Genomic DNA, 14937 nt, shown 5'->3' with positions numbered 1-14937 from the left:
GATTCAAGGCTCCATCAGATCGTCGAGTTCGCGATAGTCGGGCAGTGTGCGCTCAAGGGCAATGCCGGCGCGCAACACCTGGCGCGGTCCGGACGGGCGTGCACAAAGTTCGTTCCAATTGCGGGCGCGGAACAGCACGAGATCGGCGGCCAACCCCGCATCGATCCGCCCGCGCGTCGGATCGCCGAGCAGGCTTGCCGGCGTCGTCGTCACCGTGCGGATCCAGTCGCCCGAAGGATGGTCGAAGTGAAGGATGCGGGTCGCCTGGGTGAACACCTCGACCATGTCGAGATCGCCATAGGCGTAGAAGGGATCGCGCGTGTTGTCCGAAGCGACCGCGACGGAAATGCCCCGCGCCTTCATCTCGTGCAGCAGCGTCACGCCGCGCCAGCGCGGCGTCCGTCCGGCCTGCCGGTCCATCAGGTACATGTTGCAGAGCGGCAACGACACCACGCCGATCCCGGCTTGCGCCACGAGATCCAGCGTACGGTCGACTTCGTCCGCGTCCTGCCGCGCCAGAGAGCAGCAGTGGCCGCAAACGATCCGCCCTTCGAAGCGGTTGCGCAACGCGCCCTCGGCAATGAGCGCCAGCGAGCGCGCCTGCGGGTCCGCGGTCTCGTCCACATGGAAGTCGAGATCGAGACCGCGCTCGGCCGCAGCGCGAAACAGCGCGTCGATGTGCCCTTCCAGCCCCTCGACCATGTAGGTGACCGCCCCGAGCGTGCCGCCGGTCTTCTTCACCGTGTCGGCGATCCGATCGAGAAACCCGGGCATCAAGAGGCTCTCGACGCCGTACAGTGCCGAGGCCTGCAGCTCGATCCGATCCATCCATTCCTGCCGGATCTCGGCAAACACCGGCCAGCTGATGTCGTCCTGCGGCGGGATGCTGTCGAGATGCGTGCGGATCATCACTGTGCCATGGGCATGGGCGCAGCGCAGGGCAAAGTCCATCCGCCGCCGCAGGTCCGCTGCCGTCCAGCGCGCCGGCCGATCTGCCGACACCGCCTCCAGCGCCCCAGGGAAAGTGCCGTCCGGGTTCGGCCGGCGTGGCCAGATATGACCCTTGTCGAGATGGGTATGCATGTCGACGAAGCCCGGCAGCACAAGCCCGCCGTCGAGGTCGACGACGGTCACGCCGTTCCGCCGGTCCAGCAGGCCCGGCGGTGCGATGGCGGCGATCTCGCCCTGCTCGAGAAGGATATCCGCGCGGCCGAGACCGTCGCCGATATGGTTCAAGGTGCCGTTGGTGACGGCGCTCGGCACGGTGGCATTGGCCAGCAGGACGCTGCCGGTTGCGGGAATTTCGGGCACGGCATAGGTCATCAGGTCAGGAGTCCCGCTTGATCGCGCTTTCGTGCCAGTGGCGCAGCAGCAGATGCGACAGCACGCTCAGGCTGGCGAAGATGATGATGCCGGTGACCGAGATGAGCAGGATGGCCGCGAACATGCGCGGGATGTTCAGCCGGTAGCTCGCCTCCAGAATCTTGAACGCAAGACCCGAGCCGAGGCCGCCGGTGCCGGCAACGAATTCCGCGACGATGGCGCCGATCAGCGACAGGCCGCCGGCGATCTTCAGACCACCGAGGAAATAGGGCAGTGCCGCTGGCAGGCGAAGATAGCGCAGCGTCTGCCAACGGGTCGCCCCATAGAGCTGGAACAGGTTGCGCAGGTTGTGGTCGGCCGAGTTCAGCCCGAGCGTCGTGTTCGACAGGATCGGGAAGAACGCGACGATCCACGCACAAATCAGCAAGCCGGCGATCTTCGAGGGTACGTAGATGAAGATCAGCGGCGCGATCACGATGACCGGGGTCACCTGCAGGATCACCGCATAGGGAAAGAACGACATCTCCACCCATTTCGACTGGGCGAAGAGCACCGCCAGGCCGACACCGCCGATGGTGGCGATAACCAGCGCTCCCAGCGTGATCGCGATGGTGATCAGCAGGGCCGGCCACAGCATCGACCAGTCGGCAATGAGCGCCTGCACCACCCGGTCGGGACCGGGCAGGATGTAGTGGGGCACCTTGAAGGCGACCACGTACCACTGCCACAAGGCAATGGTCGCGACCATTACCACCACCGGCAGCAGCCAGCGCGCGGTCCGGTCGATGCGCTCGCGGCGCGCCTTGCGCAGTTCCGCCGGATCGACGGGCGCAGCCGCCTCGGCATTCGGGCTTGCGGTCGTGTCCAGGTTGGCCGTCATGCGGTCGTCCTCTGGCTGGTCGGCGAAAAAGCGGCGCAGGTCGCCTCGACCCGCCGCCGCAACTCAGTGGCCGCTGTCACCCTCGGCGGCCATCGCTGCCTGCAATGCCTCCGACGCGCTGCGGCAATGGTCGGAATAGGCGTGCGAGGTGCGGAAGGTCTCGTCCCGCGGATACGGCGCATCCACGGCAAGATCGGCAACGACGCGCCCCGGCCGGGCGGCCATCACGACGATCCGGTTGGACAGGTAGACGCTCTCGAACACCGAGTGGGTCACGAAGATCACGGTCCAGCCGAACTCCTGCCACAGGCGCAGCAGATCGTTGTTGAGACGGAAGCGGGTGATCTCGTCGAGGGCCGCGAAGGGTTCGTCCATCAGCAGCAGGCGCGGCTTCGTCACCAGCGCCCGGGCAATGGAAACGCGCATCTTCATGCCGCCGGACAACTCGCGCGGATAGCTGGTCGCGAACCGCTCCAGCCCCACCATTTCCAGCGCCTCCATCACGGCCTTGCGCGACGCGTCGGCGGACTGGCCCTTCAGCTTGAGCGGCAGGTGCACGTTGTCGAACACCGTCGCCCAGGGCATCAGGGTCGGCTCCTGGAAGACGAAGCTGATGGCATGATCCTGCGCACCTGGCTGCGCGCCGGGTCGCGCGTCCGGCCACACGAGCCGGCCCGCCGTCGGGCTCGACAGCCCGGCGATGATGCGCAGCGCCGTCGACTTGCCGCAGCCGGACGGGCCGAGCAGGCTGACGAACTCGCCGCTGTTGATGTCGAGCGTCATGTCCTTCAGCGCCACGGTGGCGTTGGCGAAGGTCTTGGACACCCGTTGCAGCGAGACGATGGGAGAGCGGGGAGCGGTTGCGCTCCCCGCCGTGTTGATCGGGGAGGCGCTCATCGCGCGCCTCCCTCTGCTGCCGGCCGGACCGGCCGGATCGCTGTGCGACTGGACAAGGCGGTTCAGTTCCCCGTCAGCTTCTTCTTCACGTCGAGGCCGACGCCCTTGTTCACGAACTCGAGCGTGTAGGTCTTCTTGATGTCGAGCCCGTCCTCGATGACGCCGGCCTTGACCATCTTCTGGTAGAAGTCGGTCATGCGCTCGTCGGTCATCGCGCCGATGCCCATCGTCTCGGAATCACCGGAATCGACGATGCCGTATTCCTTCATCTTGTCGATGGAGAAGGCGATCTGCTCGTCGGTCATTTCCGGATTGGCGGCCTTGATCGCGTCGTTCGCGGCGGAATTGTCACCGTACAGATAGTTGGTCCAGCCGATGGCCGAGCCTTCGACGAAGCACTTCACGACCTCGGGCCGGTTGGCGATCGTGTCCGCCATCGTCTCGACCGTCGTTGCATAGGTGCTGAAGCCGTGGTCCGCGATCAGGTAGATGTCGGGGACGAACCCGCCCGCACGCTCGACGGCGTAGGGTTCGGACGTCACATAGCCCTGCTGGCCGGCCGCCGGATCGGCGAGGAACGGCGCCGGGTTGAACGTGTAGGGCCGGCGCTGCTCGACGGTGAAGCCGAACTCGGAAATCATCCACTGGTAGTAGGAGGCAAAGCCGTTGTCGCCGATCAGCAGCGGCGCGGTCCCGGCCATCGCCTCGAAGCTCTCGTACTTGCCCGGGTGGGTGATGATGACCTGCGGCTCTTTCTGGAAATCGGCGGCCACCACGACGACCGGGATGTCCTCGCGCAGGGCAAAGAAGGCCTGCAGCATGTTGCCGCCCATCAGGAAGTCGATCTTGCCGGCCAGCATGAGCGCCCGGTTGTTCACCTGCGGACCGCCCGGCACGATGGTGACATCGAGGCCACAAGCCTTGTAGGTGCCGTCGGCGACGGCCTGATAGTAGCCGCCATGCTCGGCCTGGGCGAGCCAGTTGGTGCCGAACGTCACCGCCTCCTGGGCAAGCGAACCGCCCGCCGAAATCGAAACAAGCGCAAGTGCCGCGCCCCCAAGCAGGGCGCCCTTCGAAACTGTCCGCATGATGCTGTTCGCCTCCAGAAATGCTCCAAACTCGCTTCGGCCTTGCCGGCCGTTCGTGTCGTTCTTGTTTGAGGGCGATCCGCGCTCCTCGAGTGGGAACCGCCACAGCCGACCGAGTATGGTCGGCCTTCGAGGATCGGCCACGCTCAAATTGCAGCCATCTCCTCCCAGCACAGCAATCGACGTGCCACGCGCCTCACGATACCAGTCAATTCTGACAGTCCTGCAAGGACGGGAACCGTTTCTGGAACCTGCGCCGAAGGGACAATGGCAGAACCGACCAGGCAGGATCCCTTCAACAGCGCTTCGCGGCATCGACGCGTCACACTAACCCAGCTTGTCCGCACAAAAAAGCGGCATGACGACCTGTGGTTACGCCGGAAATTTCATCAGCCCGGATCGCTTCGGAATGCGGATCGATCTTCCCCGCGAAGGCCGGATACGGCTAGCCTTGCCGCCGACACCTTCCGCCCCCTTCCTGCCGCCCGAGGTTCGAGTGCTCCCGAGGGCCGGACGGACAATCCCGGAGATCCCGATGAAAACCGCAATCACGCCCGCCGACATGGCCCCTCCGTTCGCCCGCTACAGCCATGCCATCGAGGTTCCTGCCGGCCATCGGCTGGTCGTCTGTTCGGGCCAGCTCGGCATCGATTCGCAAGGCGAGGTGCCGGCCGACGTCGAAGGCCAGACCCGCCTTTGCTTCGAAAACATCCGCCGTATCCTGGCGGCGGCCGACATGGATCTTTCCGATATCGTGCGGATCAACGCCTACGTCACCGGCCGCGAGCATCTTCCCGGCTACATGAAGACGCGCGACGAGTTCACCGGCTCGCCGCCGCCCGCCTCCACCTTGATGATCGTCTCCGGCTTTGCGAGGCCCGAGTTCGTGGTCGAGGTGGAAGTGATCGCCGCCGCGCCGTAAAGGTGATTCGCGCTCACCGCCGCAGGAGCCCGTTGCCGGGTCTTCGCCGCCTCTGCTAGGGTCGATTTCGCGTTCGGCGCGTTTCGGCCGGCGCCGATCATGCAACCCTTTCCCTGTGCGGAACTCGGGCGGCAGCACGCCGCTATCCAAGCCTGCAGGTCGACCCGACGACAGGACGTACCTTCATGCGCATGTGGATCAAGGACCCGCTCGCAATCCTTGCCGAGAATGCCGCCCGCGGCATCGTGGTGGAGGATGGCCGCATCACCGAATGCGTGCCGGCCGGCCAGGAACCCTCCAGCCCGGTGGACCAGACCTATGACGCCTCTTCCGAGGTGGTCATTCCCGGGCTCATCAACACCCACCACCACTTCTTCCAAACCCTGACCCGCGCCCATCCAAGCGCCATCAACAAGGAGCTGTTTCCCTGGCTCCAGGCGCTCTACCCGATCTGGGCCCGTAACGTCACGCCGGAGACCTTCCGGCTCGGCACGCGCCTCGCCCTGACCGAGCTGCTGATGTCGGGCTGCACCGCCGCCTCGGACCATCATTACCTGTTCCCGGCCGGGCTCGAGAACGCGATGGACATTCAGGTGGAAGAGGCGACGCGTCTCGGCATCCGCATGACGGTGACGCGCGGCTCGATGAACCTCAGCCAGAAGGACGGCGGCCTGCCGCCGGACACGGTCGTGCAGGACGAGGACACGATCCTTGCCGACTGCGAGCGGGTCCTGTCGCGCTATCACGACACGTCCGAGGGCGCGATGATCCAGGTCGCACTGGCCCCTTGCGCTCCCTTCACCGTCACCAAGCGCCTGATGCGCGAGAGCGTGACGCTGGCCGAACGCTTCGACTGCCGCCTGCACACGCATCTCGGCGAGACCATCGACGAGGACGATTACTGCCTGCACCACTTCCAGTGCCGCCCTGTCGACTATCTCGAGGAGTGCGGCTGGCTCAACGAGCGCGTCTGGCTGGCGCATGGCATCCATTTCAACGACGACGAGGTGCGGCGCCTCGGCCATGCCTGCGTCGGCGTCTGCCACTGCCCGACATCGAACATGACGCTGGCTTCCGGCCAGTGCCGGACGAAGGAGCTCGAGGCGGCGGGATGCCCTGTGGGCCTCGGCGTCGACGGCTCAGCCTCCAACGACAATTCCAACCTGATGGAAAGCCTGCGTCACGCGCTGATGATCAACCGGCTGACCTACGATGCGGCCTCGGTGACCCATTTCGACACCTACCGCTGGGCGACGGAAGGCTCGGCGCGCTGCCTCGGCCGCAAGGACCTGGGCGCCATCGCCGTCGGCAAGCAGGCGGACCTCGCCTTCTACCGGCTGGACGAGCTGCGCTTCTCGGGTGCCGGCGATCCCCTTGCCGCGCTGATCCTGTGCGGCGCCCATACCGCGAACCGGGTGATGGTCGCCGGCGACTGGAAGGTGATCGACGGCCGCCCGGTCCATATCGACATCGAGCGCCTGCGCGCCGAGCACGGCGCTGCCGCCAAACGCTTTCTCGAAGCGCTTTGACGTCCGGCCGGACCAAACCCACATGACTGCAGGCCGGGCTCTCCGCCCGGCCCCATCATCTTTCGCCCCGACGTCTTCAGAACGGGGCTTCCACGCCAACGAGAGCTGCAAAACATGACCGACCTGCCCCGCCGCTTCTGGCACGAGATGACCGCCTTCGACTTCGCCAATGCCGACACCTCGTCGTGGATCGCGGTTTTGCCGGTCGCGGCGATAGAGCAGCACGGCCCGCATCTGCCGGTCTTCACCGACACGTGCATCGCCGAGGGCCAGATCTCGCGGGTGCTGGAGCTGCTGCCGCGCAACGTGCCGGCGACGTTCCTGCCGGTTCAGGCCGTCGGCAAGTCGAACGAACACATCTCCTCGCCGGGCACGCTGACGCTGTCGTGGGAAACGGCGACCCGCGCCTGGATCGAGATCGGCGAGAGCGTGTTCCGCGCCGGCGTGCGCAAGATGATCCTGGTCACCTCGCATGGCGGCAACGTGCCGCTGATCGACATCGTCGCGCGGGAGCTTCGCGTGAAGCACGACATGCTGGTCACCGCGACCGGCTGGTCGCGCTTCGGTCAGCCGCACGATCTCTTCCCGGCCGAGGAATTTACCTACGGCATCCATGGCGGCGACATCGAGACGTCGCTGATGCTGTACCTGCGCCCGGATCTGGTCGACATGCGCAAGGCGGAGGATTTCCGCTCCACCCAGCTCGACTTCCTGCGCGAGTTCAAGCATCTGCGTGGCCACGGCCCGGCCCAGTTCGGCTGGAAGGCACAGGACCTCAACCCGGCCGGCACGGTCGGCAATGCCGCAGCCGCCAACGCCGCCAAGGGCGAGGCCTCCCTCGACCATGCCGCACGCGGCTTCGTCGATCTCCTGAAGGACATGCACGCCTTCGACCTCGACCGGCTGTGGAAGCCGGACGGCGAGGCCTGAGGCAGGAGCGTCAGCGCAAGGTTGCCCAGGACGCCGGATCGAAGCCGATCAGCCAGCGGTCGCCGTCATGATAGATCGGCCGCTTGATCGCGGACGGATTTTCCATCAGCACGGCGAGCGCCCCGGCCTGATCCGAGGCCCTGGCTTTCGCCTCGTCCGGCAGCTTGCGCCAGGTGGTGCCGCGTGTGTTGACGACGGCCTCCCGTCCGAAAGCCTCGAAAAAGGATCGCAGCAGGGCCTCGTCGACGCCGGCCTTCTTGTAGTCGTGAAAGGTGTAGGCAACGCCGTTTTCGTCGAGAAAACGCCGAGCCTTCTTCACTGTGTCGCAATTGGCTATACCGTAGAGGGTGGCGGCCATGGTCAGGGTTCCTGACAGGAGGGGTTGGCGAGACATCGCCAAGGGTCGCCGCAGGATGGGCGACCGGCGCTTGCAACGTCAAGGCCGGGTCCGGAAGACATGACCGTCCCGCACGCGGCGGGACCAGCGGACGGCGGCTTGGATGGCACAGAAGAAGACGTCCGCGTCCGCGGACGGACAGGGAATCCGGCAACGGCTCAGGCTCGGAAGCGGCCTTGTCCTGCTCACCTTCGCGTTCAGCCACCTTCTCAACCACATGCTCGGCATCTGGTCGATCGAGGCAATGGAAGCCGGGCGGCGGATCTTCCTGGCCGTCTGGCGCAGCCCGCCCGGCGAGATCCTTCTTCTGTCTGCCCTGCTGGTGCATGTCGCCCTCGCCCTGTGGAAGACGGCCCGCCGCCGAAGCCTGCGCCTGTCCGCCTGGCAGTGGGCGCAGCTCCTGCTCGGACTTGCCATTCCCTTCCTGCTGCTGCCCCATGCCATCGGCACCGGCGGCCTGCAGGAACGTTTCGGCTACGACGACACATATCGCAACGTGCTTACGGTTCTGTGGCCCGGACTGATCTTCAATCAGACTGTCCTGATGCTGCTGGTCTGGCTGCACGGCATGATCGGCCTGCACTTCTGGCTGCGGCTGAAGGCGGGCTATGCACCGTTCAAGCCGTTTCTGTTCGCCTTCGCCTTGCTGGTCCCCGTATTGGCGTCCTGGGGCTGGATCGACGCGGGCCGCCGGCTGAGCCTGACGGAGAACACACCGTTCCCCCTCACCCCGGAGATGACCGCCTGGTCCGATCCGCTGGTCGCAATGCTGCGCAGCGGCTTCTATGCGCTGGTCGCACTGGTCCTCGTCGTCATTGTCCTGAGGGCACTTGTCCGGCGGTCGCGCCAGACCATCGAGATCACCTATCCGGGCGACCGGGTCGTGAAGGTCGCCCCCGGTCCGACCCTGCTGGAAATCAGCAAGATGAACGGCATTCCCCACGCCGACGTCTGCGGCGGCCGGGCCCGTTGCTCGACATGCCGCACCCGAATTCTCGACGGGCTGGACACGCTGCCCGCCCCATCCGCAACCGAAGCCAAAGTCCTCGCCCGGATCAGTGCGGGCGAGGACATCCGCCTTGCCTGCCAAGTGCGGCCGGAAGCTCCCCTCAAGGTCCAGCCCCTGGTGCCGGCAAGCGGCGCAGTGCGCGTCTCGGGATCCGACGGCGATGCTTATCACTGGGGCGTCGAGCAACCGGCGGCGATCCTGTTCATCGACTTGCGCAACTTCACGGGGCTTGCCGAGACGCGCCTTTCCTACGACGTCGTGTTCCTCCTCAACCGCTATCTCGGAGAGACCGCCCGCGCCATCGAGGCCTGCGGCGGCTATGTCGACAAGTTCATCGGCGACGGCGTCATGGCGATCTTCGGCATGAAGGACGGATTGCAGGCCGGCTGCCGCAACGCGCTCGCGGCGACCAATGCCATCGCAGAGACCATGGAACGGCTGAATGTCGAGCTCGGACCGCAGCTCAGCGCGCCGCTCAGGGTCGGTATGGGCCTTCATGCCGGCCCGGTCATCCTGGGACGCATCGGCGCTGTCAGCGGCAACGGCGCCAGCGCGCGCATCACCGCGCTCGGCGACGTCGTCAACATTGCCAGCCGCCTCGAAACGGCGACGAAAGAACTTGGCCACAGCCTCGTCGTGTCGAGCGCCGTGCTGGAGGCTGCCGGCTACACCTGCGACTTGGCAGGCAGGACCGAAATCGCGGTCAGGGGGCGACGGGAGCCGCTCGATGTTTTCGCTCTCGACCCGCCGGCCCGCCTGGTCGATACTCTGAGCCAACCCGCCGTTCCTTCCGCCTGAACCAGGTCTTTCCCTCCATGTCGCGACAGTATTCTTCCCAGGAAATGCTAGCCCGTCTCGTTGCCTTTCCGACGGTGTCCTCCAACAGCAATCTCGATCTCATCGATTTCGTCGAGACCTATCTGGCAGGCCATGGCATCGCCTCGCAGCGCGTGCCCGACGCCACCGGCACCAAGGCCGCCCTGCATGCCGTGATCGGCCCGCAGAAGGACGGCGGCGTCGCCCTGTCCGCACATACGGATGTGGTGCCGGTGGAAGGCCAGGCCTGGAGCAGCGACCCGTTCACGCTCCGTGAGGCAGGCGGCCGGCTCTACGGGCGCGGCACCTGCGACATGAAAGGCTTTGCCGCAGTGGCGCTCGCCGCCGTGCCGCAGATGATTGCCGCACCGCTGACCCGGCCGATCCACATCGCCCTGTCCTACGACGAGGAGGTGGGGTGCGTCGGCGCGCCGCCGATGATCGATTCGATGCTGCGGTCCGGTCCCAAGCCGTCGATGGTGGTCGTCGGCGAGCCCAGCAACATGCGCGTCATCACCGCGCACAAGGGGACTGCGGTCATCCGCGTGACCGTGCGCGGTCACTCGGTCCACTCCAGCCAGTGGGACCGCGGCGTCTCGGCCATCGCCCATGCCGCCCGCATCATCTCCTGGCTCGACGACCGGACCCGTGAGAACCAGGCGGCCGCCGACCCGGCGCTCGCCATGGACCCGCCCTTCACCACGCTCCATTGCGGGGTGATCGAGGGCGGCACGGCAGCGAATATCGTTTCGCGTTCGTGCTCCTTCTTCTGCGACATTCGCACCGTTCCAGGCGACACGCTGGACGCCTGGCTGGACCGGCTGGGCGGCTTCATCCGCACGCAGATCGAGCCGGGCATGCACGCGATTCATCCCGACACTGGCGTGACCGTCGAACAACTCGCCTACGCTCCCGCCCTCAGCGAGGAGCATGACGGCCCCGCCGAAGCGCTCGCCCGCCGCCTGACCGGGGACAACGGGAGACACATGGTCGTCTACGGAACCGAGGCAGGCCAGTTCCAGGAACGCGGCATCTCCGCCGTCGTCTGCGGCCCCGGGTCGATCGATCAGGCCCACCAGCCCGACGAGTACATCGAGACATCGGAGATCGCCGCAGCGGACAGCTTCGTCTCGCGGCTCATCGCCGACATGTGCCGCTAAGGAAGCCCCTTCCCCTCGCCTCGGGACGCGGTAATCCACAGGCGCCCCGTGCATGGTCGCGGGGCGCTTCTTCCGCCTTCCGCAAGGATTGGTGCGGGCAATGCCTTCGCCTACCGCTACGACATCCGCCATTCCCCTCCTTCGCGCCCAGCACATGCTGGACTGTCGCTTTGGACATTGCTTAGATGCAATCTGGTGATCCGCAAAAATGCGGCACATCGGGTCGGCATCGGCCTCATCGGTCGGTGTCGGAGGAGCCCGAGACAACGATAAGTCATGAGGGGACTATGCGCATCAAATCGACAATTGCCGCGGCGGCGCTCATCTCGTCGCTGCTGGGAACGGCTGCTTCGGCAGAAACGCTTCGCTATGCCTTCCAGGGCACACTGAACCAGCTCGACCCCTACTCCCTGAACGAGACCTTCACGCTCGGCACGCTCGGCAACGTATACGAGGGTCTGACCCGGCGTGCTCCCGACCTCACGATCGAGCCCGGGCTGGCGGAGCGCTGGGAAATCCTCGAGCCGACCCGCTGGCGCTTCTACCTGCGCAAGGGCGTGAAGTTCCACAACGGCAACGATTTCACGGCCGACGACGTGGTCTTCTCCGCCGAGCGCATCCGCTCGGAAGGCTCCGATCTCACCACCCGTATCGGTGCGGACGTCAAGGTCGAGAAGGTCGACGACCATACCGTCGACTTCGTGTTGACCGGCCCCAACCCGATCCTGCACTACGAGTGGGACACCTGGTACATCATGGACAAGGAGTGGACCGAGGCGAACAACGCCGTGAAGGTCACCTCCGCATCCGACACCGCGCCGAACTACGCCTCCCTGCACGCCAACGGCACCGGCTCCTACAAGCTCATCAGCCATGAGCCCGGTGTGAAGACCACGTTCGAGAAGAACGAGGACTGGTGGGACAAGGTTGCCGGCAACATCGACAAGGTCGAGTTCACGCCGATCGGATCCGACGCGACCCGCGTCGCAGCCCTGCTGTCGGGCGAGCTCGACATGGTGTTCCCGATCCCGGTGCAGGACATCAAGCGCGTCGAGGACAGCCCGCAGACCAAGGCGCTGACCGGTCCGGAGCTGCGCACGATCTTCCTCGGCTTCGACCAGAAGCGGGACGAGCTGCTCTACTCCAGCGTGAAGGGCAAGAACCCGTTCAAGGACGTGCGGGTCCGCAAGGCCTTCTACCAGGCCATCGACATGGACGCGATCCGCGACAAGGTGATGCGCGGCCTCTCCACCCCGTCGGCCCTGCTGATCTCGCCGTTCCAGTATTCGCGGTCGGACGAGTTCAAGCGTCACCCGTATGATCCGGAAGCCTCCAAGGCTCTGCTCGCCGAGGCCGGCTACGGAGACGGCTTCTCCGTCGGCATGGACTGCCCGAACGATCGCTACGTGAACGACGAGGCGATCTGCCAGGCGGTTGCTTCCTTCCTTGCCCGCGTCGGCATCAAGGTGGATCTCAACGCCCAGCCGAAGGCGCAGTACTTCGCCAAGGTGCTCGCCTCGAACGGCTACGACACCTCGTTCTACCTGCTCGGCTGGACCCCCGGGTCCTTCGACAGCTGGAACGTGCTGCACAACATCACCGGCTGCCGTGACGACAAGGGCAAGGGCGGACCGTTCAACCTCGGCGGCTACTGCAATCCGAAGGTCGACGAGCTGGCCGCGCAGATTCTCGTCGAGAACGATGCGACCAAGCGCGACGAGCTGATCGCCCAGGCCTTCACGATCGTGCATGAGGACGTGTCGCACATCCCGCTGCACCAGCAGGCCCTGGCCTGGGGTGTTGCCGAGAATGTCGACGTCGTGCAGCGTGCGGACGACCAGTTCCACTATCGCTGGGTCGTCAAGAAGTAACACCGGCGCCCTGCCGGTTCTGCAGCCCGGACTCTCGTGCCGGGCTGCAGCCTTTTCTCGGTAAATCCCGCCCGACCGCACCAGGGATCCGCCGGAGCCAAACCGGAACCACGGCCGAAAGCCGAGGCACCTGACGCAGAGGCCCCATGCTCGCCTTCACAATTCGCCGCCTCCTGCAGGCCATTCTGGTCATGCTCGTCGTGGCCTTGATCTCGTTCACCCTGTTCCGTTTCGTCGGCGATCCCGTCAATCAGATGGTGGGCGTCGAAACGACGCCGGAACAGCGCGAAGCCCTGCGCGAGCTTCTCGGTCTCAACGATCCGATCCTCGTCCAGTTCGGACGCTTCATCACCAAGGCGGCGCAGTTCGATTTCGGCACCTCCTATCAGTTCCGTCAGCCTGTGGCCGAGCTGATCGGGCGCCGTCTGCCGGCTACCCTGGAGCTCTCCTTCGTCTCGGCCGTGTTCGCCTTGCTCGTCGGCATCCCGATGGGTGTCTATACGGGCCTGCATCGCGACAGCGTGCTGTCGAAGCTGTTCCTGTCGATCTCCCTGATCGGCATCTCCCTGCCCACCTTCTTCATCGGCATCCTGCTGATCTTCGTTTTCGCGGTGACCTTGCAATGGCTGCCGAGTTTCGGACGCGGAGAAGTGGTGCAACTGGGCTGGTGGTCGACGGGCCTGCTCACCTGGAGCGGCATCAAGGCGCTGATCCTGCCGGCCATCACACTCGGCCTGTTCCAGATGACGCTGATCATGCGCCTGGTGCGGTCGGAAATGCTGGAAGTGATCCGCACCGACTACATCAAGTTTGCCCGCGCCCGTGGCCTGCGCCAGCGCAGCATCAACTTCCGCCATGCGCTCAAGAACACGCTGGTGCCGGTTATCACGATCACTGGCCTGCAGCTCGGCTCGATCATCGCCTTCGCCATCATCACCGAAACGGTGTTCCAGTGGCCGGGCATGGGTCTTCTGTTCCTGCAGTCGGTGCAGAATGTCGATATCCCGATCATGGCCGCTTACCTGATGCTCATCGCCTTCCTTTTCGTGACCATCAACCTGATCGTCGACCTGCTCTACTTCCGCGTCGACCCGCGCCTGCGGGTCGAGCGTGCGGCTCACTAGGAGGCGATGATGACCAACGCAACCGAAGAGAGCGCGATCAAGCAGGAGCCGCGCGGCCGCAGCAGGCTGTCGCGCATTCTCGACAGCGACATCATGCATTCCTTCCTGCGGTCGAAGATCACCATCCTGTCCGCGGTGGTAACGCTGCTGTTCCTGATCGGCGCCGCACTTGCCCCCTGGATCGCCCCGCATAATCCGTTCGACCTCGCCAGCATCTCCATTCTGGATGCGCGGCTGCCGCCGATCGGCATGGAATATTCCGACCCGAACTACCTGCTCGGGACGGACGACCAGGGCCGCGACGTCTTCTCGGGCATCCTTTATGGCGCCCGCATCTCCATCGCCGTCGGCTTCCTTTCGGTGTTCTTCGCCGCTATCGTCGGCGTTCTGCTCGGACTGATTGCCGGCTATGTCGGCGGCAAGGTCGACGCGGTGATCATGCGCGTCGCCGAGGTGCAGCTGACCTTTCCGGCGATCCTGATCGCCCTGCTGGTCGACGGCGTCGCCCGTGCCGTCTTCGGCAACCTCGACCGGGAACGCTTCGCCTTCTGGATCCTCGTCTTCTCCATCGCGCTGTCCTTCTGGGTGCAGTTCGCCCGCACGGTGCGCGGCTCGACGCTGGTGGAGCGCAACAAGGAATATGTCCAGGCGGCCCGGCTGATCGGCATCCCGCCCTTCCTGATCATGATCCGGCACGTGCTGCCCAATGTGATCGGGCCGGTACTGGTCATCGCCACGATCAATCTCGGCCTTGCCATCATCACCGAGGCGACCCTGTCGTTCCTCGGCGTCGGTATCCCACCCACCCAGCCGTCGCTGGGCACCCTCGTTCGCATCGGCAACGACTTCCTGTTCTCGGGCGAATGGTGGATCGCGATGTTCCCCGGCTGTGCGCTCGCCGTGCTGGTGCTGGCGGTGAACCTTCTGGGCGACTGGCTGCGCGATGCCTTGAACCCGAAGCTGCGTTGACATGAACACGGACAGAGACAGC

At 65.5% G+C, this 14937-nt stretch carries 13 protein-coding genes; 8 read left to right on the top strand and 5 right to left on the bottom strand.

Annotated features, from left to right (window positions below; all coding sequences use genetic code 11):
* Positions 1-3: 3 nt before the first annotated feature.
* The 4 genes from BBX35_RS08220 to BBX35_RS08205 form a co-directional block, all read right to left on the bottom strand.
* A complete protein-coding gene (locus BBX35_RS08220; protein WP_067218497.1) occupies positions 4-1323 on the bottom strand; it encodes a cytosine deaminase in 1320 nt (439 codons plus the stop codon).
* Between the two features lie 4 nt (positions 1324-1327).
* Positions 1328-2203: an ABC transporter permease gene (locus BBX35_RS08215; protein ID WP_067218496.1), complete on the bottom strand. Its 876-nt coding sequence runs from the start codon at positions 2201-2203 to the stop codon at positions 1328-1330.
* A gap of 63 nt (positions 2204-2266) precedes the next feature.
* Positions 2267-3100: an ABC transporter ATP-binding protein gene (locus BBX35_RS08210; RefSeq protein WP_067218493.1), complete on the bottom strand. Its 834-nt coding sequence runs from the start codon at positions 3098-3100 to the stop codon at positions 2267-2269.
* Positions 3101-3162: 62 nt separating this feature from the next.
* Positions 3163-4188, bottom strand: coding sequence for an ABC transporter substrate-binding protein (locus tag BBX35_RS08205; protein WP_067218490.1), 1026 nt, complete (start codon positions 4186-4188; stop codon positions 3163-3165).
* Positions 4189-4723: 535 nt separating this feature from the next.
* Here BBX35_RS08205 and BBX35_RS08200 point away from each other — a divergent pair.
* The 3 genes from BBX35_RS08200 to BBX35_RS08190 all read left to right on the top strand — a co-directional run bounded on the left by BBX35_RS08200 (position 4724) and on the right by BBX35_RS08190 (position 7569).
* Positions 4724-5110, top strand: a complete 387-nt coding sequence (locus BBX35_RS08200; protein ID WP_067218489.1) for a RidA family protein — start codon at positions 4724-4726, stop codon at positions 5108-5110.
* Positions 5111-5295: 185 nt separating this feature from the next.
* On the top strand, positions 5296-6639 hold the full coding sequence (locus BBX35_RS08195) for an 8-oxoguanine deaminase (protein ID WP_067218486.1): 1344 nt from the start codon (positions 5296-5298) through the stop codon (positions 6637-6639).
* 114 nt (positions 6640-6753) lie between these two features.
* Positions 6754-7569, top strand: a complete 816-nt coding sequence (locus BBX35_RS08190) for a creatininase family protein (protein ID WP_067218484.1) — start codon at positions 6754-6756, stop codon at positions 7567-7569.
* A 10-nt stretch (positions 7570-7579) separates the two neighbouring features.
* On the opposite strand, the gene BBX35_RS08185 is transcribed toward BBX35_RS08190, so the two are convergent.
* The gene (locus BBX35_RS08185; RefSeq protein ID WP_067218482.1) at positions 7580-7927 is read right to left on the bottom strand and encodes an ArsC family reductase; all 348 of its coding nucleotides are present in this window, start codon (positions 7925-7927) and stop codon (positions 7580-7582) included.
* A 142-nt stretch (positions 7928-8069) separates the two neighbouring features.
* Here BBX35_RS08185 and BBX35_RS08180 point away from each other — a divergent pair, with 142 nt between their 5' ends.
* The 5 genes from BBX35_RS08180 to BBX35_RS08160 all read left to right on the top strand — a co-directional run bounded on the left by BBX35_RS08180 (position 8070) and on the right by BBX35_RS08160 (position 14915).
* Positions 8070-9773 carry an adenylate/guanylate cyclase domain-containing protein gene (locus BBX35_RS08180; RefSeq protein ID WP_067218480.1) on the top strand — a complete coding sequence of 568 codons (1704 nt, stop codon included), beginning with the start codon at positions 8070-8072 and terminating at the stop codon, positions 9771-9773.
* Positions 9774-9790: 17 nt separating this feature from the next.
* Positions 9791-10951 carry an acetylornithine deacetylase gene (argE, locus tag BBX35_RS08175; protein ID WP_067218477.1) on the top strand — a complete coding sequence of 387 codons (1161 nt, stop codon included), beginning with the start codon at positions 9791-9793 and terminating at the stop codon, positions 10949-10951.
* 287 nt (positions 10952-11238) lie between these two features.
* Positions 11239-12822 carry an ABC transporter substrate-binding protein gene (locus BBX35_RS08170; protein WP_067218475.1) on the top strand — a complete coding sequence of 528 codons (1584 nt, stop codon included), beginning with the start codon at positions 11239-11241 and terminating at the stop codon, positions 12820-12822.
* Positions 12823-12968: 146 nt separating this feature from the next.
* Positions 12969-13946, top strand: a complete 978-nt coding sequence (locus BBX35_RS08165; protein WP_067218473.1) for an ABC transporter permease — start codon at positions 12969-12971, stop codon at positions 13944-13946.
* 9 nt (positions 13947-13955) lie between these two features.
* Positions 13956-14915 carry an ABC transporter permease gene (locus BBX35_RS08160; RefSeq protein ID WP_067219869.1) on the top strand — a complete coding sequence of 320 codons (960 nt, stop codon included), beginning with the start codon at positions 13956-13958 and terminating at the stop codon, positions 14913-14915.
* Positions 14916-14937: the final 22 nt, after the last annotated feature.

Origin of the sequence: Stappia indica (assembly GCF_001696535.1) — a bacterium.
GTDB lineage: Bacteria > Pseudomonadota > Alphaproteobacteria > Rhizobiales > Stappiaceae > Stappia > Stappia indica.
The sequence above is the reverse complement of the archived record's forward strand: the minus strand, read 5'-3'. Positions and strand labels throughout refer to the sequence as shown.